The organism is Bilophila wadsworthia ATCC 49260 (assembly GCF_000701705.1).
Classification (GTDB): Bacteria; Desulfobacterota; Desulfovibrionia; order Desulfovibrionales; family Desulfovibrionaceae; genus Bilophila; species Bilophila wadsworthia.
In genome coordinates this window covers 112,529-134,970 of record NZ_JNJP01000002.1, presented here as the reverse complement: position 1 = coordinate 134,970, position 22,442 = coordinate 112,529, and the positions used below count along the sequence as shown (strand labels likewise).

The 22,442-nt window shown below is 59.7% G+C and carries 13 protein-coding genes; 3 read left to right on the top strand and 10 right to left on the bottom strand.

Annotated elements, in window-relative coordinates:
* Positions 1-162: 162 nt before the first annotated feature.
* Positions 163-1,875: a sensor domain-containing diguanylate cyclase gene (locus T370_RS0101780; RefSeq protein WP_029434532.1), complete on the bottom strand. Its 1,713-nt coding sequence runs from the start codon at positions 1,873-1,875 to the stop codon at positions 163-165.
* Positions 1,876-2,004: 129 nt separating this feature from the next.
* Positions 2,005-5,718 (bottom strand): EAL domain-containing protein, encoded by a 3,714-nt coding sequence (locus T370_RS0101775; RefSeq protein ID WP_029434531.1) that lies wholly within the window; start codon positions 5,716-5,718, stop codon positions 2,005-2,007.
* 457 nt (positions 5,719-6,175) lie between these two features.
* Here T370_RS0101775 and T370_RS0101770 point away from each other — a divergent pair, with 457 nt between their 5' ends.
* On the top strand, positions 6,176-6,547 hold the full coding sequence (locus T370_RS0101770) for a helix-turn-helix domain-containing protein (protein ID WP_237911852.1): 372 nt from the start codon (positions 6,176-6,178) through the stop codon (positions 6,545-6,547).
* Positions 6,548-6,843: 296 nt separating this feature from the next.
* On the opposite strand, the gene T370_RS24045 is transcribed toward T370_RS0101770, so the two are convergent.
* The 5 genes from T370_RS24045 to T370_RS0101740 all read right to left on the bottom strand — a co-directional run bounded on the left by T370_RS24045 (position 6,844) and on the right by T370_RS0101740 (position 12,831).
* Positions 6,844-8,265, bottom strand: coding sequence for a sensor domain-containing diguanylate cyclase (locus tag T370_RS24045; RefSeq protein WP_162177127.1), 1,422 nt, complete (start codon positions 8,263-8,265; stop codon positions 6,844-6,846).
* Positions 8,266-8,664: 399 nt separating this feature from the next.
* Positions 8,665-10,068, bottom strand: a complete 1,404-nt coding sequence (locus T370_RS0101760; RefSeq protein WP_029434529.1) for an ATP-binding protein — start codon at positions 10,066-10,068, stop codon at positions 8,665-8,667.
* Positions 10,065-10,775 (bottom strand): response regulator, encoded by a 711-nt coding sequence (locus T370_RS0101755; RefSeq protein ID WP_005023991.1) that lies wholly within the window; start codon positions 10,773-10,775, stop codon positions 10,065-10,067. Before T370_RS0101755 ends, T370_RS0101760 begins: the two co-directional genes overlap by 4 nt.
* Before the next feature lie 257 nt (positions 10,776-11,032).
* A complete protein-coding gene (locus tag T370_RS0101750) occupies positions 11,033-11,308 on the bottom strand; it encodes a hypothetical protein (RefSeq protein ID WP_005023993.1) in 276 nt (91 codons plus the stop codon).
* A gap of 263 nt (positions 11,309-11,571) precedes the next feature.
* On the bottom strand, positions 11,572-12,831 hold the full coding sequence (locus tag T370_RS0101740; RefSeq protein ID WP_005023995.1) for a 4Fe-4S dicluster domain-containing protein: 1,260 nt from the start codon (positions 12,829-12,831) through the stop codon (positions 11,572-11,574).
* Between the two features lie 383 nt (positions 12,832-13,214).
* On the opposite strand from T370_RS0101740, the gene T370_RS0101735 reads away from it, so the two are divergent.
* Complete coding sequence (locus T370_RS0101735) at positions 13,215-13,502, top strand: hypothetical protein (RefSeq protein WP_005023997.1); 288 nt, start codon at positions 13,215-13,217, stop codon at positions 13,500-13,502.
* Between the two features lie 156 nt (positions 13,503-13,658).
* Positions 13,659-13,916 carry a TIGR03905 family TSCPD domain-containing protein gene (locus tag T370_RS0101730; RefSeq protein ID WP_005023999.1) on the top strand — a complete coding sequence of 86 codons (258 nt, stop codon included), beginning with the start codon at positions 13,659-13,661 and terminating at the stop codon, positions 13,914-13,916.
* Positions 13,917-14,361: 445 nt separating this feature from the next.
* On the opposite strand, the gene T370_RS0101725 is transcribed toward T370_RS0101730, so the two are convergent.
* The 3 genes from T370_RS0101725 to nifJ form a co-directional block, all read right to left on the bottom strand.
* On the bottom strand, positions 14,362-15,330 hold the full coding sequence (locus tag T370_RS0101725) for a TAXI family TRAP transporter solute-binding subunit (RefSeq protein ID WP_029434527.1): 969 nt from the start codon (positions 15,328-15,330) through the stop codon (positions 14,362-14,364).
* Positions 15,331-15,540: 210 nt separating this feature from the next.
* Positions 15,541-17,667, bottom strand: a complete 2,127-nt coding sequence (locus T370_RS0101720) for a TRAP transporter permease (protein ID WP_005024004.1) — start codon at positions 17,665-17,667, stop codon at positions 15,541-15,543.
* Between the two features lie 1,229 nt (positions 17,668-18,896).
* The gene (gene nifJ, locus T370_RS0101705; RefSeq protein ID WP_029434525.1) at positions 18,897-22,418 is read right to left on the bottom strand and encodes a pyruvate:ferredoxin (flavodoxin) oxidoreductase; all 3,522 of its coding nucleotides are present in this window, start codon (positions 22,416-22,418) and stop codon (positions 18,897-18,899) included.
* Positions 22,419-22,442: the final 24 nt, after the last annotated feature.

The following is a 22,442-nucleotide window of genomic DNA, read 5'->3' as shown; positions in this document are numbered from 1 at the left end:
GTGGGGGCCTCCCTGGTTGTGCTCTTTGACAGGGATCGGAGGCTGCTTTTTGAACACCCCGAAGCGGTGGGGAAAGCCTTTTCCAAGGAATACGTCGAACGGGAACTGTATCCTCGGGCATTCCGGCACACGGAAGGCAAGAGCAACGCAAAGAAACGGGGTTCACTCCCTAAAGGAATAGCGGTCCTTGCCGTGCTGTTTGGAGGCATACATGGCGGCGTCGGCGCTCTTAAAGAGGTCGATGACGGTGCGCCCGTCGTCGGGGTAGACGGAAATGCCGACGCTGCACGAGAGAGGGAAGTTTTGGCCGGGGCCGATATAGGACTTGTGCAGAGTGCTGACCACTTCGCCGGCTTTTCTGGCGAGGACGTCCGGCTTGTCCACATTTTCGAGGAACACAAGGAACTCGTCTCCGCCAATGCGCGCCAGCGCGTCCGTGGGACGGAAGACGGAGCGGATGCCGTCCGCCACCTCGCGCAGCACCGCGTCGCCGAAGACATGCCCGAAGTTGTCGTTGATTGCCTTGAAATTGTCGAGATCAATCATGAACAGCGAATGCCGCCCCTTGTGCCCTAGGCCTTCGAGTGTGGAGGCAATGAGCTCGAACATGGCGTTGCGGTTGAGCAGCCCGGTCAAACCGTCACGGCGGGATTTATCGATGACGGCGTCTTCGCGGCGTCTGCGTTCGTCGATGTCCACCACGTAGGAGATCGCGGTGATCGTGTGCGTGGCTTCGTCTTCGAGGGGGACCAGCGTACCCGCGACCCAGTGATAGTTGCCCGAAGGTTCTTTAATGCGGTATTCAAGGTATGTGACGGGCGCGTCCTCATCCATATTCTGGAGATGCAGGTTCTTGCGGCAGAACGCCGCGCTGAATGTCCCCCTGTCGTCGGGATGGACACACTCCTGCATGAATTCCACACAGCACTGGCTGTAGTTCTCGCCCCGGGGGAACCGGGAAGAGGCTCCCCAGCGCACGTATTCGGACAACACGAGATCGTTCGTGAGATCCACCTGAATGAGCATTTCGCACACGGACTGGAGTGCCCGGCGGTATTGCCGCTCCACGGCGATGCGGCGGTTCTCGATGATCTTTTGTTCTGTATCGTCGATAATGATGCAAACATATTCCGGGACGCCGTCGGCGTTGACCGTCAGCCGGGAACTTTCCATCACCCAGCAGGATGAGCCGTCCGCGCGCTGGATACGGTAACTGAGCCGGTATTCAGGCTGGATCTTGCGCTGCTCATCGAGGTGGGCCACGGTGAAGGCGAAATCGTCGGGGTGGACGATGTTCTTCCAGTTGTTTCCGTAGCGGCCCGTGATTTCCTCGCGGGAACAGCGTAAGAGCCGCAACATGCCGTCACTGACGAAGCGCAGCTCGAAATCCTCGGCACAGCAGAGCAGGCCCCCGGGGAGGTTGTGGGCGATTATATCGATGTGGGGAGCCACGCGCATGAGTTCTTTGCGCCCTTCCTGAATTTGGGAGAGGAAGAGATTGACGCGTTCTCCGAGCAGTCCGAGCAGTCCCGGAGCCTTTTCCGGGCAACGCACGGCGGAATCTCCCCTGCGGAACCGTTCGATGGCTGTGGCAATATGGTGGGTGGGCCGGAGCATCCGGTTGACGTAAAGGCAGAATCCCCCCGCGATCCCGGCACCGGCGAGGATGAGGGAGATAAACGCCGCAAAGACTTGCCCCAAGGGATAGAGCACCAGTGCGGCAATGGCGGGGATCATGGTCATCAAGGTACAGCAGCTAAAGAAAACCAGCTTTGACCGCATCTTAGCTTTTTCAGCCGAGGGATCGGACAACAGGAGGAGCCAGGATTCGTCTTTGCTGTCGATCCTGCTGGAAGAAATGGGGCTATTGGACATGGTTTATATCCTGAAGAGAGTCTGGGGAAAGGGAAAGTGGCTCAGCCCGGAAGGCGGCCCGTGCCCCGATCAGTTTTGGCGGAGTCCAGCTCTCTCTCTCTCTCTCTCTCTCTCTCTCTCTCTAGCATCTTAAGATAATACAACTTTTTTGTTCAAATCCAGTGGGAAAAGCTGCATGTCGGGAGGATATCCCTGTTGTGAGGACAGATCCGGAGGCACAGCCGAAGAACCCGGAAACCGGGGAATGCAGGGTGGTGCGCTCCCTTCAGGAGAGGGGAGCAGTCGATCGGTGGATTGGATACAGGAAGCGGCTGGTTCTCGCTCAGGCCCGAGCCCGGATATGATGCTGTTTTCGGCGGTTCCTTCATCCGGGCACAGCGCCGGACGGGCAGAGAGCAAGGTGGGAGTTGTTGAGGGGCCGGATTGCGCAACGGCGGCATCGCGTCGCCTTTCCCGGTGATCTTGAAGAGCGGCGAGGCAATCGATCCGATACGGCTCCACAAGACCGCTTACCGCTCCATCATGCATGGAAATACCGCAGTTTCCCAGCAGTTCCGTATCTGCCATTTGAACCCTGGGCTCTAGATCGGAAAGCAGGGAAGATACCGCGTCATCCACTATAACAGGGAGAACTTGCCCAGCCTGAAAACCGTGCGGCATCACGTATCTTTTCTCGCCTGCGTGAAAAGACCCGCTCTCCTCATCGCTTCCCCCGGAGGGGCAGGAGCGCAGGCCATTCAGCTTTGGCTGTGTCCAGAGCTCTCTCTCTCTCTCTCTCTCTCTCTCTCTCTCTCTCTCTCTCTCTCTCTCTCTCGGCCTGTCTTCTTCGGGCGTTGGGATATCGTGATCTTCATGTTCCGAAAGCCACGGAACAAGCTGGCCGCCGGGCAGGGGCCGGGCATAGTAGAAGCCCTGTATGCTTGTTGCTCCAAGTTCTGAAATGATTTTAGACTGTTCCGCGTTTTCAACACCTTCGGCGACGATCGCCATATTGAAGTGGCGGGCGATGTCGATGACGGCCTTGCATACCTGCCGGTTGCTTTCGGATGTTTCGAGATTTCTGATGAACGAGCGGTCGAGCTTGAGGGTACTGATGGGAAGGTGGGTCAGATAGCTCAGGCTGGAGTAGCCCGTGCCGAAGTCATCGAGCGCAAACCGGATGCCCTTGTCCCGCAGCTGCTGCATGACGCCCTTGACCTGCTCGAAGGAATTGATGAGCACGCTCTCGGTGATTTCAAATTCAAGCTGCTGCGGGTTGATGCCGTGATACTGGATGATCTCCACGACCCTGCTGACGAAATTGGTCTGGAGAAGCTGGATGGCGGAAATGTTCACGGCGATCTGGAAAGGAAGCCCCGCTACGCTCGCCATGCTCAACAGCTGGCGGCAGACGGTATCGAGCACAAGATACCCGACATCCACGATGAGGCCGGTCTCTTCGGCTACAGGGATGAACTCGGCGGGTGAAATAAAGCTGCCCGCAGCGTCCCGCAGACGCAACAGGGCCTCGGCCTTGCGGAACAAGCCCGTGCTGATCTCGAAGACCGGCTGGAAATGCACCTCAAAGTCGCCGTTGGCCAGGGCGGATCGGATAAGGATCTGGAGCAGCTTCTTGCGGGAGAGGATCTGATCGAGTTCCTTGTTGAACTGGTAGATGCCCCGGCCTTCCTTGCGGGCTTCGGCAAGGGCGAGCTCGGCATGGGTGATGAGGGTGCTTGGATTGGTCCCGTGTTGGGGTGAAATGCTGATCCCGGCGTCGATGTTGCAGGTGTATTCGAGATCCTCAATGGTGAGCACGCGCAGGAAGGAGTTCCTGACGGACTGGGCGAGGCGTTCGGCCTGCGGGCCGTCAGCGCCGGAAAGCAGGACAAGGAAGTCGTCCCCTCCGGAACGGTAGAGGCTGCCTTCAGGCACGAAACGGGCGATGGACAGGCTCACGTCCTTGAGCAGCAGGTCGCCCTTGGCGTGGCCGAAGGTTTCGTTGAACAGCGTGAAATCGCTGATGTCGAACAGGACGACGGCACAACGCTTGCCCTCGCGCAGCATGTGCTGGAGGTTCCTGAGCGCGGCCTGCCGATTGGGGATGTCGAGTAGGGAATCGTGATAGGCCATGTGCTCAAGCTTGCGGGCATGGAGCATACGTTCGGTGATGTCGGTGCCGCTGACGAGGTAGACCATCTCATCGTTGAGCCACCGGATCTTTTTATGGCGGAGCTGGAGATAAATCTGTTGGCCGTCCTTTTCGATAAGGCAATCCCGCCCTTTGAGGATCGCACAGTCGACGCAGGGCTTGTCGAAACGGAAAAAGGAACGGTAGCAGACTGAACCGGGCACACATTCGGGCCGGATGCTGCGGATTTGGCGGTTGGCGAACAGAACCTCATGGCGGAACGGGTGGACGACGAAGAGGTAGGCGTCCACGTTATCCATGATGGTCTGGAGGGCTTCGCGCATTTGCTCTTTTTCGCGGCGCCGTTCCTCTTCGAGGAGCTCCGAGTCAAGCCGGAAACGATCGGCGGCCTGTTTGTCGTAGAAGTTGACGCCCGAACGCTGGCTGCACGCCTGAGCGGCGCGGTCTACGAGTCCGGAAAAAGTGAGGGCATCATAGGGCGCGACGGCGATGCCGATGGAAAATTCCACGGAATCGGATTCGCCGTCGAACGCGCAGACGGCTCCGAGCGTCCGCTGGAGGTTGCGGGTGAGGTCGGTCACCTCACGGAAGGACTCGTACTGATCCGCAAACAGGATGAACGAACCGGCGCGGCAGTGGATGGGAACATCGTTCTCGCGGGCGAGGTTGCGGAGGATGGCCCCCGCGTGCTGGAGAAAAAGGTTCTTCCAGCGATTGCCGTGGCGCTGCTCGATCTCGTCGAGGTTGCGGAAATCCACGAGGATGAGAGCCTGCAGGTTGAGGCCTGTGAGAAGGTTTTTTTCAATAATGGCTTGCCCGGCTTCGAGTGTGTACAACCCCGTCAAGGATGAAATCTGCGCGGGCTGGAGCGACGGGAGATCCCGCACGGCCTTGGGGGTGATGTCCTTGAGTGCGCCGATGATCCTGTCTTCACCGGCCCGGCCGCGCAAGACGACCACCCGAGCCTCGACTTGCCGCCATGTTCCGTCATTATGGCGCATCCGGACGGAGAGGCAGTCGCATCCGGTCAGGCTGCTCACGGCTTTCATGCGTTCGTGGACGATGGCAAGATCACTGGGGTGAAGCAGGCAGACAAGGTCCTCCACGCTCCTGAAGTGGTGGCGCGGATGGCCGAGGAAGCGTTCCACACCGTCGGAAATGGCGAAGCCGCCCCCGGAAACGAAACGTTCCCAGATAATGTCGGATATGAGGGGATCGCGGGATGACGCGATAGCGGAGGAGACGGGAGGAAGGTTGGAGATGCCCTTAAAGCCGCCGATAAGGTAAAGGGGCGTCCTATTGTTGTCGCGCAGGCTCCGGGCGCAGACATCCACGGGAATCCAGCTCCCGTCGCAGCCAAGGGCGCGGATACGGCGCGAAAAAGAGTCTTGCTCTCCGGAATGGAGCGAATCAATGTCGGAACGGAGCAGCGGCTGATCGTCGGGGTGAACCGTTTCGTAAGCTTCTTCGACGGTGAGGCACTTGTTGGCGCAGGCAAAGCGGGGATCACCGGAAAAAATACAGTCTGCATTCGGCGCAGAGGCCTGTTCCCAGACGATTTCGGATGAGCTATCCCCAATGATCTTGTAGAGATTAAGTGAAGATGCGGTCCTTTGCAGGGCTGTATCACGCCGTTGAGAGGAGGCTGCAACCTCAGAAACCTCGTCCGAAGGAGAGGCGCAAGTCAACGGATTCTGAACTTGCCTTGTCATTGAACGTCCTTACAGGTGTGTCTCTTCATGACAGACAGGAATTAACATGCTCCGCGCTAAAGAGCAAATACAGAATAGGTTGTATATATATTCATGTATTGCCGACACACCTGGAGGCACAACATGCCGCGCTTGCCCGGATAAGGGTACAGGCGCTGTTGGGGAGACTGTTGAGGCGGAGAAGAGAGGGTCCTGTTCGGCCACACTCCTTGGGGTGTACGTTGATCATTTGGTAGGGGTTCGGTAGAGTTCTGTTGTCACATCATTTCTCAACCGCCCACGCCCTTTATTAACCATTTTTGGATTATTGTCAATCAAAAATGGAATTTTCCGGCCGGATCCGGAAACGACGATCCGATGGTGCGCCCTGCCGGAGAAAAGCAGAGGGGCTGCGGGCTTTGGATGCACGCTGCCTATGGAATCATTGCAGGAACGGCTGAAGGCCGTACGGGGCGCCATGACACAGAGCGAATTTGCCACACGTCTGCGGACGCCGCTCACCACGCTTGGGAGGTACGAACGGGGCGCCAATATGCCAGATTTGGCGTTTATCATTAATGTATGTACCATTTTTGATGTCTCTCCCGAGTGGTTGCTGTTCGGGCGCGGTGTAATGCGCGAACAATCAAAGGAATATCCTTCTTCAGGATGTGGCTGCCGCCAGTGCCCTCTGGTGCTGAAGGAATTGGATGAGGAACGCACCGAGCGCCGGGAGCTTTCCGTAGAAAACCGTCAACTCTACGCCGAAAACCGTAAGCTGCTGCAGGAAAACGGGCGGTTGCGTGAGGAACTGGCCCGCCTTCGGCCCTTTTCCCTCGGAGCGGGTTGAGGCGGCGCTTTCGGATGGCCCGGCGGCCCGAGGCGTTTTCCACCACCCGGGACTGTGCCCGCGAAGCTTTCCCATCGGGAGCCGTCCCCGCCCAGCGCCGTCGAAGGCGGGGGCTTTTCCCGTGTCCGAAGGCATATGGGGCCTTCGATCTCTGGAGCGGGCAAAACACTCATCGCGGAGGCAGGCCACGGAGTGAGAATTCCCTTTGCAGGCGCGTGCGGACGCTGGATTTTTTCAGGAAGCTGTGCAGGATGCCTTTCGGGACGGGAAAGCGGCGATTCCGGCTAGGGAAGGGATTAAAGCCATTCCGCATGGGAGGGAAGGCAGGTGAACGTTCCCTTGCCGCTTCGTTTGGAGGAGTACAAAGCCGTGTCCGCCATGTGGAGGGCTTCGTCGAATGTGCCGGAAAGCGGGTAGAAACTGACCCCGATGCTCGTACCGTAGGCATAAACCACATCGTTCCCGACGATGCTCCCGTGCTGGGTTTCGAGGAGTTCCCGGGCTAGGGCGGAAGCATCGGAAGGTGTGTCCAGCGGGATGAGCAGGACGAATTCGTCGCCCCCGTAACGGCAGGCCAGCCCGAAGTGGCGTTCCGTGAATTCTTTGAGGGTCGAGGCGAAGCTACGGATGGCCTTATCGCCCGCCTCATGCCCGAGATGGTCGTTGATGGCCTTAAGGTTGTCCATGTCGAGGATGAAGACCCCGAATAGCCTGCCCGGCATCTTTTCGATGGTGTCGTTGACCCGCTGGCGGAAGAGGTTGCGCGTAGGCAGCCCGGTAAGGGCGTCGTACAACCCTTTGCGGCTGATGTTGATGATGTTGAACACATCCTCTTCCGTGATGCTGTCGGCGGCATTGACGCTTCTGTTCAGCTCTTCGACTTGCCGCAGGATGTTGTCCACCGGCCTGAGTTCCTGCGAAATGGCGGTACGCCCGTAGCGATAGAGCACCACGAACAGCAGGGTGTACAGCAGCGTCTGTGTGAAAAAGGCCAGCAGCATGTACTTGACCGTCGGCAGGATTTTGACCCGGTGGATGAGCGTCCAGCCTGTTTCGGGTATGTTCATGAACGCCGTGAAGTAGAGCGTATTCCTAAAAATGCTGATGAACGTCCCCGGCTGATCGCTTTTGATGTCGCGGAGGAAGGTTTCCCGGCTGCTGCCGTAGAGGAACCGTTCGCCCGCGACGTGATCCCTGATGTGCGTAAGGCTCATTGCGGGATTGGGATGCGCGATGAGGGAACCGGTGCTGCTGAGCATCAGGTAGTAGCCGTTTCCCGTATGGTCGCGGCGGGTAACGCGTTCACTGAGCAGGGAAAGGGGCGTGGTGACGAAACAGATGCTGACGACCTTGCCGTCTTTCTTGATGGGCATAAACTGGCTGTAGGTCATGTCCCCGGTGGCCCCGGCGGGGAACGGATCGCTGATTTCCCGTTTTCCAGAAGCCATGATGCGGGGGATGTAGCCGCGCTGCACCTTGCCGGTTTTGGGCCGCAAGGTGCTCGAAATGGTCCCGTCGGGATCGACGACGCCGATCATCCAGAAGCCGAAAGCGTCCGCATACGTTTTCATGGATGCGGCGCGTTCCTGCACGGGGATGGACGTATCTTTGATCAGCGGCTGCTCGCTCATGCCTTCGAGCAGTGAATAGACCGTGTTCAGCTGGGAAGTCAGATCGTCGGCAAGGAAGCGTGTGGATTCCACCGCGGTGCTTTTCATGAACAAATACGTCGTGAACAGAGTCCCGATCAGACTGACGACGAAGATAGCGGAAAAGAGCACCCACAAGTTTTTAAAAAACAAAGAAGAGATGGTGCCTGTCCTGCTTAAATTGTAAGCGGTGGTGTCTGGCATGGGTAAAGGCGGTTGATGTTGAGATAGGATAGACTCCTTTTTAGAGTAGGCCCGATTGCCGGAAAGGTCTAGAAACTTTTGAGCGAACAGGGCTATTTTCGTTGCATATCGTTTTTTTGTGCCTGAAAAAGAAAAAGCCCACCAAAAAATTTGGCTGGCCGTGTTTTTTTATGAAAGCAGGCAAAAGACGGCCGGAAGGCCGAATATGGGGCCAATGCCCTTGGTTTTTCCCGCGGGTTCACCCATGAAGGGCGCCCGGCGTGGCTAGAGCGGGAACAGCATCCTGACCAGAAGCCCCCCTTCCGGGCGGTTCATGAGGAGCACCCTGCCTCCGCTCGCTTCCACGAGGTTGCGCACGATGGACAACCCAAGCCCATGCCCGCCTGTTTTCCGGTTACGCGATGTCTCCAGTCGCACATACGGCTCCAATACGAATTCAAGCTTTTCTTCGGGGATGCCCGGCCCGTTGTCCCGGAAGTCGATGTACAGCCACTCCCTGCCTTCGGAGTCTCTTTCGTGGTGGACCTCAATGTCGGCGCAATCCCCATAGCGCAGCGCGTTGTCCACGACATTTTCAAAGGCGCTCCGCAACCGGTTCCAGCTTAAAAGCACGGCGGCCGTGTTCCCGTTCAGCGTTACCTGCTCCCCAATGCCCTGCCTGTCCTCCACCAGAGCTTCCAGCAGCGGCATCACCGCAATCGGCCGCCGGACGTCTTCAATGCTCCGCGCGCTCCGCAAAAACGTAATCGTACGGTTCAGCGTATCGGTCAAATCGTCCACGTCGGCGCACAGCTTTTCCCGCAGATCGTCCTGTGCCACCTGTTCGAGCCGCAACCGCAGCCGGGTCAACGGGGTGCGCAGGTCATGCGAAAACGACGTCAGGAAGCGTTCCCGTTCCTCGAATGATCGCTGAATACTCGAAAACATCCTGTTGAACGCGGATGCGGCCTCGCGTACTTCCACGGGCCCGGAATCCGTCCGCAGCGGCGTGATCTCCTGCGTCCTGCCGAAGCGGTCGGTTGCCGCCACCAGCTTGCGCAAGGGCCGCAGCAGCCAGTTCAGCGCCAAGGCCACCCCGCTCATGACCAGAAGGAATTCTATCGCCAGCGCCGCCGTATTCAGCCACAGCCGGTTTTGCGGCATGATTTCTATCTGGTGCTTGGCGTAAATCCAGATCCCGTCGGGCCTGCGCAGGGCGATTTCGGCCTGCATATAGTGGTGCGTCAAAAACGTTTCGAGATCGCTGTACTTTTCTTCACTGCCCATGACCGTGATCGGTGCATGTGACACCACGATCCGGGTCAGGAGGTCCGTATACCGGATGTTTTCCTGCTTGAATGCCCGCTCGAGGCGTCTCCGCAGGCTCTGCGAGCAGTTCGAGCCGTCCCGCGGCATATCCGGCGGCAAGTGCGAAACCCGGATCGAGAATACGTCGTCATTCGGATTGAACAGCCCGTTGCGCTCGGCAATCGTGGGCAGTTTGTCCAGCAGGCGGATATGGGTGAGGAAGAGGCGGCTTTCGTTCGAGGCCACCATGCGGAACAGGGCCTGGTTGCGCCAGTAGTTGGCCATGGGCTGGATGAGCAGCCAGAACAGCGCGAGGCTGATCACGTTGATCAGGAAAAAGCGTCCGAAGGAGGTTTTCGGAAGCAGGCGGTCAAGGTTCACGCGTCGTGCTCCACGTCGACGGAAAGCATGTACCCGCCGCCGCGTACGGTCTTGATGATTTTGGACGTGCCCGTATCCTTGAGCACCCCGCGCAGTCGGCTCACCTGTATGTCGACGCTGCGATCGAATACATCGGCGTCGCGCCCCTGCGTTTGCCGCAACAGATACTCGCGGCTCAATACGGCGAACGGCTCGTCAAGGAACACGAGCAGCAGCCGGTACATCGCGTCGCTGAGGGCAATCCGCTCGTCACCCTGCGAAAGCTCGCGGGAGCGGACGTTGAGGGTCCATCCGGCGAAACGGCGTATATCTGACTGCGCCGCGGCCTGCCCCTTGTCGGAAGCGCGGCGGAGGACCGTGCGAATGCGGGCGAGCAGTTCGCGGGGATCGAACGGTTTGACCACATAGTCGTCCGCGCCGAGTTCAAGCCCGACGACCCGATCCGTGGAGCTGTCCAGCGAGGTCAGGAAAATGACCGGGATCGCCGAGGTTCCCCGAAGGCGGCGGCACAAGCTGAGGCCGTCTTCGCCGGGGAGCATGATGTCGAGAATGATGAGATCGAAGTGGGCATGATCGAGCTTTTCGAAAAGCCCCGCGCCGTCCGCCGCGGTTTCGACGGTCATGTCGTAACGGGCGAGGTAGGCGGAGAGCAGTTCACGGATGTCCGCGTCGTCGTCAACGACGAGAAGGCGTGTTTGGTCTGGCACGGTTTACCTCCCATCCCGCCGGGCCTTCCGATCCGCCAACGGTGGCCGTGTCGCCGGATGGCCCTGTCCGGGGCAATCCGATCATGCTCCATTTGCAGGCAAAAAGAAAGATTCCTCTTGGACGGAACCGGAGATGCCTTGTCTTCGGCCCGTCCGGAGGTGAGGGGTTCCTCAGCGCCCCCCCTTGAGGATGGCCCGTTACGACCGAGGGGACGCGGGGAACTTTCCCGGAGGACGGCATTTTCCCCCGGAAAGGGCTACTGGCAGATGCCGCAGTTCTTGGGATCATGGCCGGGCTTGTCGGGATGCCTCGACACATCGGCACCCATGCCCTCCCAGTCAAGGATGCCGGGCCGCTTGCCGGTCTTCGGATCGGGCGCGATCTTGTCGGTATCGCTGCTGGTGTTGATGGTGGAACCGGGCCACGTGTAGGACTGGCTGTCCAGAGAAGGCATTTCAGCGAAAGAGGCGGTGGAAATCCCCATTCCGAGGACGAGAGCCCCGGCGACGATCAAAGATGTATGCTTCAACATGGTAGTTGCTCCTTTAGGGCTCGTTGCCCTGTGGAAGCGAAACTACCCGTGGAATGTTTCATGAGGATGTGCCGAATGCAGCGGAATGTAACAAAGTGTATCGGGGTTGCCGGAAAAGCCGCGCCGTGCGGGGGAGCGGGGCCATCCCGCGTCCAAGGCTTGCGCGGTACTCCCGATGCCGCGTGCAACCAGGAAAAAGAAAAGGCCAGCGGGCGATGCTTTGCGAACCATCGCTAGCTGGCCTTTTGGGGCTTTCGCTTCCGTCATCCCATTTTGCCGATGAGGTTTTCCAGATAGCGGGATTTGAGCTGCGCCACGGCGAGCGCCCTCGGCGCGCCGGGAAGCTTCATGATCGCCCCGATGACCGCCGCCATGATCCGATGATTGCCCATCGCGTCGTTGTCTTCGAGAAGTTCCTTGATCATGCCCCGTTCGGCGGCCATGGCGACCACGCGGTTCACGGTATTGAGGGGGGTGATGGCGCGTTCGGGCCGGGCTTCGAGCGTAAGCTGGCCGAAGGCACAGGAACGCACGCACACGCCGCACCCGATGCAGCGCTCGGGATCGACGAAAGCGAAGCGCTTGCCGGCCGGACCGTCTTCCATGTGGATCGCATTGACCGGACAGACCTTTTCACACTTGCCGCACCCCCGGCAATCGTTCCCGGCGCGGGCGATGAAGTTGGAATGGATGGTCCGGGCGATGGCGAACCGCTTGATCGCCAGCAGTGCCTCGCAACAGCACCCGCAGCAGTTGCAGATGAAGTTCACGCCTTCACGGGCGTTTTCGCCAAACTGGACGAGGTTGTGCCCCTGCGCCACGGCGAGCAGATCAAGGCACTCGGCGGCGTCCACCTGTCGGGCGTGGCCGTATTTGATGAGCGAGCGGGCCGAGGTGTTGAAGGTCATGCAGATGTCCATTGGGGCATCACACGCCCGCCCGAGATGCTGCATTTTATGGCGGCAGTAGCACATGCTGACGCCGATGTGCGAGGCCGTCTTGATGATGTGTGAAGCGCGCTCGTAATCGAGGACCTCGAGCTTGCCGTCCTGCGGGAGCGCGGCTTCCTGTACGAAGATGCGGCCAAGCGGCGTCCCGTTCTCGACGAACAGCGCCTTGACGAAATCCTCTTCGACATTGAGATACTGGTAATACAGTTCCGCCAGCGCTTTTTGGTTGACATCGCCGCGCACGCGCATCATGGAAAATTCAAAGAACCCGGCCATCGGCGGGGGCAAGCAGAACATCTGCTGGCCGTTTTGCTCCATGTCGAGCAGCATGGCCCGTCCCGCCAGGTCTTCCAACATATTCTGGGCGGTGGCCTTGTCGAGTTTCCAGATTGCGGCGGCGCGGTCTACGGTGAAGGGTTTGATGGGCAGCTGCGCCACCAGCCCGGCTTCTTTTTCGGAAAAGAGGATTTTCAGAATGGCAAAGAGGCTGTCGGAAAGCGGCGCGCCCTGCGGGAACTGGTTCAGCCGATCCGCAAGGCGGTCATAAAGGGAATTGGAATAATGATGAGCCATATCGCACCTCGTATCATGTCATGCGTAAAAACGCCCATTCCGTGTTCCCGCAAAATCGATTTTGGGTCAAGGGTGCTATTGGGTGGGTTTTCCGTGTTCCAGCACCAATTTGGGGCTGTTACGCACTGTTGCGTTCTTGGGCGCAATATCCGCATTTGCCCATTGCGCCGACTGCTTTCACAGAAGCGGCTTGCCCGCCTTCGCCCCCGGCATGTCCCGCCTCATGCCGCAAAGTTCCCGCACGTACCCTTCCCTTTTGACGCTATCATAGTGTTCTTGTTGATAAAGCAGCTTTCTTTTCCGCCCTGTTTTCCCCCGGCCCGTTTTGGAGTATGCTGCTGACCGGCGCTCTCTGTGCCGTGCAACCGAACAAGGAGTTTACCGTGTTTGTAAAATGGCTTCCCGCTCTGGCCGTCCTCGGCGTTCTGTACGCGTATCCGGCTCATGCCGCAGAACCGCTGGAAGATGCTTCGGAAGCGCTGGAGAACCTTGACGACCTGGTCAAGTCCGTGGACAGTGTCGGGCATTCGTTTGGGCGCATCGTGCAGCCGCGGCAATACGGCTTCCGCTGGAATGGCGGGGAAATCGGCCGGGATTCCAATCCGTCGCGTATGCCAAGGAACTCCCGTTCCCAGGATGATCGCCGCGACGATGACCGCGATGACGATTAACACGCTCTCCGATCTTTTCCGCAGCTAAGGCCCTTGTCCCGGCGTTTTGCGGGATGGTCTTTTGTTGCGGGGTTTCCCGGTTCGGGATATCGGGATTGCGGGACCCGCGGTTCCGCGTTTTCTGGTCACATTTTGATTGTATAAGGATTTGTTTTCATGGCTATTGCTCCACTTATGGGCGTGTGTTCCAGCGCGCTCCAGTATGATATCACCGATGACGGCCGCGTGACCGGCATCCGTTTCGCGGGCGGTTGCCCCGGCAACCTTGAAGCCGTCGCCCGCCTTGCTGAAGGGCTTCCCGCCGAAGCCGTCATTTCCCGGCTTGAAGGGATCCAGTGCGGCAGCAAGCCCACGTCCTGCCCTGATCAGCTCGCCCGCGCCCTTAAGCGTGAGCTTGCCGCGCGCGGGGCGTAACGAAGAGAGAAGCGGGGGAGGGGGAAGGGAACCTTTTTAAAGGTTCCCTTCCCCCTCCCCGGACCCCCCTCATCCCTCTAAACTCTTCCCCTTTTATTGAATCCCCTGATGGTTTTTTTCCCTTGATTTCTCGTGTTGAGGCAGGGCGTTGAACGTTTTGGCGTTGGCGAACATTGAGGGGATATGAGGAAAGTCGTTGGAAAGAGCAATAAGAGAGGCACCCGATCCCTCGGATCGGGTGCCTCTCTTATTGGAGGAAAGGTTTTCTTCCTTATTTCCGCGTTTCCGCTCATGCAGGGAACACGGTGGAGCCTTCCTTTCCATGTTTTTTGTAGCCTTCGGTGGTTGCTTCTATCCGTTTGGAGGCCCCATTTCGTGTTGGTGTGCGAAGAACGGGGATGGTGCGGATACGGAAGATACCTCCCGGAAAACGCGGATGGGAGTTTTATTTCAGCAACCCGATTTCGCGGTAGTACTTTTCAGCGCCGGGATGGAGCGGGATGCCGGAAAGATCGCTGACGGCCATTTCCTTGGTGACGGTTTTCATGACGGCATGGGCCTTGCCGAGAGAATCAAGGTTTTCCCAGAAGGTTTTGGCAAGATCATACACCACATCGTCGGGCATGGAAGCATCGGTGAGGAGAAGCATCTTGACGGCCGTGGTCTGGACGGGTTCGGTCTGCCCGTCATAGGTTCCCGCCGGAATGGTGAATTTGGAATACCACGGATACTTCGCCTGTACCTTGGCGATCAGCTCGTCGTCCATGCCCACGAGCTTGCCGTTGGCGGTGGAGCACATTTCCGTGACGGCGGCGGTGGGCATCCCGGCCATGATCCATACGCCGTCAAGCTGCTTGTTGCGCATCAGGTCGATGGATTCGGTGAAGCCCACGAAATGGGCTTTGATGTCGTCGGGATACTTGAGCCCCGTTTCGGTGAAGTGGATGCGGGATTCCACTTCGGTCGTACCGCCCGCCGCGCCCGGCGCGAAACTTTTGCCCTTGAAGTCCGCCAGCGAAGCCACGCCGCTGTCGGTACGGGCCACGACCTGGTTCGGGTTATAGTACAGGCCCGCCAATACGCGGACGTCCTTGTAGGCGCGGTCCTTGAACCCGCGTTCGCCGTTGAGCGCCTCATAGGTAATGCTCGACACGGCGAATGAAACCTGCGCGTTCCCGGCTTTGAGCAGGTTGAGGTTCTGAATGCCGCCGTTGGAGGCCTGCACCCGCGCGTTCACATAACCAAGCTTGGTATTCCACAAATTGGCGATGCCCGCGCCGAGGGGGTACAACGCCCCGGTCGTCGCCGCCGTGGGAAAGCTGATATTCACTTTCTTGCGCTCCGCAGCTTGAAGGGGCGAGGCCAATACGCACGCGCACGCCGCAGCAGCCAAAAACATGGACCATTTTTTCATGACGTTCTCCTCGTTTTGCATGTTGCATTTGTTATCGGGATATCCATAAAGCTCCGGCTCCTCTCGGCACGGAAGACTTCCCACCCGGCTCTTTCCATAACTTTCCCATCCCCGCCTACACCTTCATCTGACAGGTTTTTTCATTCCAGCTTTTCTATGAGGCGACAGGGACTCCCTTCGCGCCGCCTCCCCTCCAATTCCCACTAATCCCTACCCCTTCCCTCTCTCCTTCCAACTCCACACCCCTGCCACGGCGCACAGGGCGAGCGCTGCAAGGTCCGTCTTGAGGCCGGGATCGATGGCGAGAAAGGCCGCCACAAGCAGCAGGCCGCGCATGACGGAATTACAGGGCCCGAACAGCCAGCCCTGCAACCCGGCGGCCAGCGCGCTCACCCCGAGACAGGCCGTGGCGAACGCCCACAGCGTCGCCAGAGCCGGATTGGCCGAGCTGTACAGCAGGAGTGGGTTGTTCAGGAAAAAGAAGGGCAGGATGAATCCGGTCAGGCCGAGCTTTACCGCAATGAGGGACGTGCGGGTCTGATCCGAATGCGCAATGCCCGCCGCCACATAGGACGACATGGCGACCGGCGGCGTGATGTTGGAGAGGCAGGCGTAGAACAAGCAGAACATGTGCGCCGCCATCGGCATCACGCCCACGCCCGTGAGCACCGGGACCGCCACGGCCGCAACGATGACATAGGCCGCCACGCCGGGCACGCCCATGCCGAGGATGGTGCTCATGATCATGACGAACAGGCCGCCGAGGTAGAGCTGGCCTTCGCCCACGTACTTGAGTACCTCGTACCCGAAGGTCAGGCCGAGTCCGGTGAGGGATACCGTGCCGATGATGATGCCGATGATCACGCAGGCCGCGCCCACGCCCACCGCGCCGCGCGCGCCTTCGTCGAGCGCTTGGACCACCACGCGGGGAGTCATGCGGTACCGAGCCGAACACCACGCGGAAGCGAGCACGCACAGAGCTGTGAGGATCGCCGCGCCAAGGCTGAGGAGCCCAGAGAGGGCCAGACCTCCGAGGACGGCAAGCAGCAGGACGAAGGCGAAGGTGCGGGCTGTTTTCGTCCGCAGCAGCCCGATGAGGGAAGGCAGCCATGTAGCCCCGACGGTGGCGAAGATGGAAGCCGCCGCCGCGAACAGGGGGGTGTAGCCGTCGAACATCAGCCAGAGCAGCACGATCAGCGGGATGAACAGATGCCCGCGTTCGCGCAGGACTTTGCCCGCCGCCGGGATGTGCTCGGGGGAAAGCCCCTTGAGGCCGAGCTTGCGGGCCTCGAAGTGCACCGCCATGAGCAGCGTGAGATAATACAGGAACGCCGGGATCGCCGCTGCGAGCATGACCTTGGTATACGGGACGCCGAGGAATTCGGCCATGATGAAGCCCACCGCGCCCATGATGGGCGGTGCGAACTGTCCCCCGGTGGAGGCGACTGCCTCGACGGCGGCGGCGAATTCGGGCTTGTACCCGGTCTTTTTCATGAGCGGGATGGTGATCGCCCCGGTAGTGGCGACGTTGGCGAGGGCGCTGCCGTTGATCATGCCCATGAGCGCGCTGGCCACCACGGAAACCTTGGCGGGGCCGCCAGCCGTGCGCCCTACGAGGGTGAGCGCGAGATCATTGATAAAATCGCTGAATCCGCTGTATTTCAGGAAGGCTCCGAAGAGCACGAACAGGAAAATGTAGGTGGCGGACACGCCGACGCCCACGCCGAGGAGCCCTTGGCTGCCCCAGAACATGTGCTCGACGACACGGTCCCACGAAAACCCGGTATGCCCGAACGCGCCGGGAATCCATTCCCCGGCGAAGTTGTAGAGGAAAAACACGCCCGCCAGCGCCGCAAGGCTGCCGACCACGCGCCGGGCCATTTCAAAGCAGATGATCACGCCGACGGAGGCCACGAAGTAGTCGACGGGCAGGAAATAGCCGCCGCGCAAGGTGATTTCCGTATAATTGAGGATGAGATAGCCGAACGAGAACAGCCCCGCAGCGATACACAGGGCATCGAACAGGGTGGGGCGGGTACGGCTGCGGCGTTCGCCCTTCCATGCCGGATACATGAGGAAGGAGAGCACCAACAGGAAAATGATGTGCCACGAGCGCAGGGTCATGGCGTCGAAGGCCGAAAAGGTGGACGCGTACATTTGGAACAACGAGAAGACCACCGCCAGTGCGGAGATGGCCGCTGCCCACGGGCCTTTACCGTAATGCCGGAAGCGTGATTCGCTTTCTTTTTCCTCTACCAGCGCTTGCGCCGCGGCCTGCTCCACGGCGTGCACGTGCGCCGTGTTGGCGGCCTGTTCCTTTGCATCGTTGCCGTTCATGTTTCCCCCTCGTCTGTGCGGTGCCCCGGTGACTGGCCGGGGCGTTCCCCTGTTGTACAATCCCGCGAATCCGTTTTCCGGTTTTGCGCCGTCCTGCGGGGGACGTTCCCCCCGGCCACTTCGCTCTCTCCGGCACGTTCCGCCATTTTCGCCTAAGCCACTTCCCTTTGGGAAGGGAGGCGGGCATTTTCCGTTCTTGTAATAAAAAAGCCGCGGACTGTTCGCCCGCGGCCTTCACTTCTGCGCTTGATCCATACCGTCAGGCGCGGAGCGAGCCGCTTTTCCGCATAAAGTAATAGAAACCGAAATGCCCTTCGGCATCGGCGGAAAAGAGGGTGTGCAGCGTGGCGGAAATGATCATGAATGGCTCCTGTATCTCCGCGTTAGATACGCGCGAGCTGTTTGGGTTGTCAATCAATTTTTCGGAGGCGAAGGACACATGCCGGAAGATGAGCCGGTATGTTTCACAAAAATGTAAGCATACCCGGTGTCCGGGGCGTCAGGCTTGGGTCTGGAACTTGGCAAGGTGGGGTTGGAGTTTTTCCAACAACCTGTCGAAGCCGTCCATACCAACAGCCATGAAGGAACGGACGGAGGTGCACGGCTTCTTCAAGCAGGTTTCGGCAGGCGTCAGCAATGGCGTGCGGATCAAGGGCGGCGGTGCAGCGCCGGAAGGCCGCGTATGCCTATGGCGGGGGAATCCGTTTCAGCTTCCTTGAATGTCCCGAGTAACGCGCCTCGCCGCTGGCGGAATGCTTTCCGGCGGGCGATATCACGATGTTACTCGCGCTATCGCGGTTGTGGGAAGCATCCGGATAGGTTGTTTGCGCTGACGTCCGTGGGGGCTTGCGCAGACAAGGGGGACAGCCGCATGTGTCGTTAGTATCTGTCCATGTGAGGTATACAGCATAGCATCCTTGAACGAAAGAAAGCCCAAAGAAGGGAGGCGGCCAAGGTCTTTTCATAGCGATCTGTCTATGAATCGCTGGAAGGTGGAACGGTTTTTCTCTTGGCTGAACAACTTTCGTCGTTTGGCGACTCCTTTTGAACGGTTCTGCATGATGTGCCTTGGTTTTACTCAGCAGGGTTGTGCCATGCTCCTGCTCAGAAACGTTTTGAAATGATCTCTAGCACCTAGACGAATATTCTCAAAGAGCCCCGGCCGGATTGGGGCGAAAAAAGACGCCGGAGAAATTCCTCCAGCGTCTTCCTGATATTATGCGTCCTGCTTACTTGTTGGCGAGACGCGTGTAGTTGCTGCGGCGGGCTTTAGCATCTGCTTCGGCCTTTTCGTACAGCATCTCCGCACGTTCGGGGAACTGGCGCTTGAGGGAGGAATAGCGCACTTCGGACAGCAAGAATTCCCTGAAGCCGTTGGAAGGCTCCTTGGAATCGAGCACGAACGGATTCTCGCCCTGTCCGATACGGCGGGGATCATAATGGTACAGCGACCAGTAGCCGGCTTCCACAGCACGCTTGGCCTGCATCTGGCTGTTGCCGAGGCCGCCCTTGATGCCGTGGTTCAGGCATGGGGAATAGGCGATGATGAGGGAAGGGCCGGGATAGGCTTCCGCTTCGGAGATGGCCTTGAGGGTCTGTTCCTGGCTGGAGCCCATGGCGATCTGCGCCACGTACACGTTGCCGTAGCTCATGGCCATGAGGCCCAGATCTTTCTTGCGGCTCATCTTGCCGTTGGCGGCGAACTGCGCCACAGCCCCGGTGGGCGTGGCCTTGGAAGACTGGCCGCCGGTGTTGGAATAGACTTCGGTGTCGAAGACGAGGACGTTGATGTCTTCGCCGCTGGCCAGCACGTGGTCGAGCCCGCCGTAGCCGATATCGTAGGCCCAGCCGTCGCCGCCGAAGATCCAGTGCGAACGCTTGACGAAGAAGTCGCTTTTCTCGCGGAGGGCCTTGAGTTCGGCGTCATCCTTTTCCGCCAGAGCTTCGTCGAGGGCGGCGGTGAGGGCGGCGGCCCTTTCGCGGGTGCCTTCGCCGAGATCCTTGCCTTCCAGCCATTCTTCCATAATGGAACGGAGAGCGGCGCTGATATCCCCGCCTTCCAGCAGAACCCTCATCTTCAGGGCGAGGGTGGCGCGGATCTGCGCTACGCCGAGGAACATGCCGAAGCCGTATTCGGCGTTGTCTTCAAAGAGCGAGAAGCCCCACGCCGGGCCGTGGCCGTTCTCGTCGGTGGTGTAGGACACGGAGGGGGCACCGGCTGCCCACACCGTGGAACAGCCGGCGGAGTTGGAGAGCATCATGCGGTCGCCGAAGAGTTGGGTGACGAGCTTGGCATAGGGCGTTTCGCCGCAGCCGGCGCAGGCTCCGGAAAATTCGTTGAGCGGGCGCAGGTACTGGCTGTTGGCGACGTTGAGCTTACCCTGAGTTGGCTTCTTGTAGGTGATGTTCTTTTCGGCGTAGTCCCACTTCCGGGCCCCCTCGGGCATCACGTTTTCCAGTTTGGTCATGGTCAGGGCCTTTTCCTTGGCCGGGCACTGGCCCACGCACACTCCGCAGCCGGTGCAGTCAAGGACGGAAATGGCCATGTGGAATTCGAAGCCCTTCTGGATACGGCAGGGACGATGCTCGATGGACGCTGGCGCGGCGACGGCTTCCTCGGCACTGAGCAGGCGCGGACGGATGGCGGCATGGGGGCAGGCGAAGGCGCACTTGTTGCACTGGACGCACTTTTCGGCATCCCAAACGGGTACCATGATGGCGGCACCGCGCTTTTCAAAGGCCGTGATGCCCACAGGCCACGTGCCGTCTTCGTAACCGAGGAAGGCGCTCACGGGCAGCTCGTCGCCTTCCTGACGGTTCATCACGTCCACGATGTTGCGGACGAAGTCGGGGCGTCCGCCGCAGGGGGCGGGGGCGTCTTCCTCGGCGTCGGCCCATGCGGCGGGCACGGCCACTTCGTGCAGCATGGCGATGCCCTGGCGCACGGCTTCCTGGTTCATGTCGACGACGGCATGTCCCTTCCTGCCGTAGGTCTTGACGATGGCTTCGTTCAGGTAGGCGACGGCGTCATCGAGGGGTATGATGCCGGCCAGCTTGAAGAAGGCGGCCTGCATGAGCATATTGATGCGTCCGCCGAGGCCGAGGCTCATGGCGATATCCACGGCGTTGAGCGTGTAGAAGCGGATCTTCTTGCGGGCGATGGTGCGGCGCAGGGAAGCAGGCAGATGTTTTTCCAGATCCCCGTCCTTCCACATGCAGTTCAGCAGGAAGACGCCGCCCTCCTTGATGCCCCGCAGCAGGTCGTACTTGTCCACATAGGACTGGTTGTGGCAGGCGATGAAGTCGGCATAGTCGATAAGATAGGAAGAGCGGATGGGCCGGCTGCCGAAACGCAGGTGCGATATGGTGACGCCGCCGGACTTGCGGGAGTCGTAGGCGAAATAGGCCTGAGAATACAGGTCGGTGTGGTCGCCTATGATCTTCACGGCCAGCTTGTTCGCGCCGACGGTGCCGTCGGAGCCGAATCCCCAGAACTTGCAGGCGGTCTGGCCTTCGGCCACCACGTGGAAGTCCTTCACTTCGAGGGATGTGTGGGTCACGTCGTCGATGATGCCCACGGTGAAGTTGTCGCGGGGCTGTTCGACGGCCAGGTTATCGAAGACAGCAAGGATCTGGGCGGGGGTGAAGTCCTTGGAGGCGAGGCCGTAACGACCGGCATATATCGCGGGGGCATCGGCTTTGGAGGCATAGGCGTTGCGCACGTCGAGGCACAGGGGGTCGCAGGCGCCGGGCTCCTTGGTGCGGTCGAGCACGGCGATGCGCTTCACGGAGGCGGGGACGGCTTCCAGCAGCTTTTCCGGCAGGAAGGGGCGGTACAGGCGCACGTTGACCATGCCGACCTTCTCGCCGCGGCGCATAAGCTCGTCGATGGTCTCTTCCACCACGGAGGCGCCGGAGCCCATGACGACGATGAGGCGATCCGCTTCGGGATGGCCGTAATAGTTGAAGAACTTGTAGTCCTTGCCGGTGATGGCGTTGATTTTGTCCATGTACTTCCGGACGATGCCGGGCAGGGCGTCCACGAAGGGGTTCACCGCTTCACGCAGCTGGAAGAACACGTCGGGGTTGTGGGTCATGCCGCGCAGCTGGGGATGGTCGGGGTTCAGGGCGCGGTGGCGGAAAGCTTCCACGGCTTCCCAGTCGAGCATGTCGGCAAGTTCTTCCTGCTCAAGGAGTTCGATCTTCTGGATTTCGTGGGAGGTACGGAACCCGTCGAAGAAGTGGATGAAGGGCAGGCGCGCCTCAATGGCGGAAAGGTGGGCCACGGCGCCGAGGTTCATGACGTCCTGCACGGAGCTGGAGGCCAGCATGGCGAAGCCGGTCTGGCGGGTGGCCATCACGTCCTGATGGTCGCCGAAGATGCTCAGGGAGTTGGAGGCGAGGGAGCGCGCGCTCACATGGAAGACTGCGGGCAGGAGTTCGCCGGCTATCTTGTACATGTTGGGGATCATCAGCAGGAGCCCCTGCGAGGCCGTGTAGGTGGTGGTGAGAGCGCCGCCTTGCAGGGAGCCGTGCAGAGCTCCTGCCGCGCCGCCTTCGGACTGCATCTCGACCACGCGCACAGGGGCTCCGAAAAGGTTTTTCTTGCCCTGAGCCGCCCACGCATCTGTGAGTTCCGCCATGGGAGAAGAGGGGGTGATGGGAAAAATGGCGGCAACTTCCGTGAAAGGATAGGAGATATAGGCGGCAGCGGTGTTGCCGTCCATGGTCTGTGTCCTGCGGTTACTCATGAAAAAGCCTCCCGATCTGAAGAA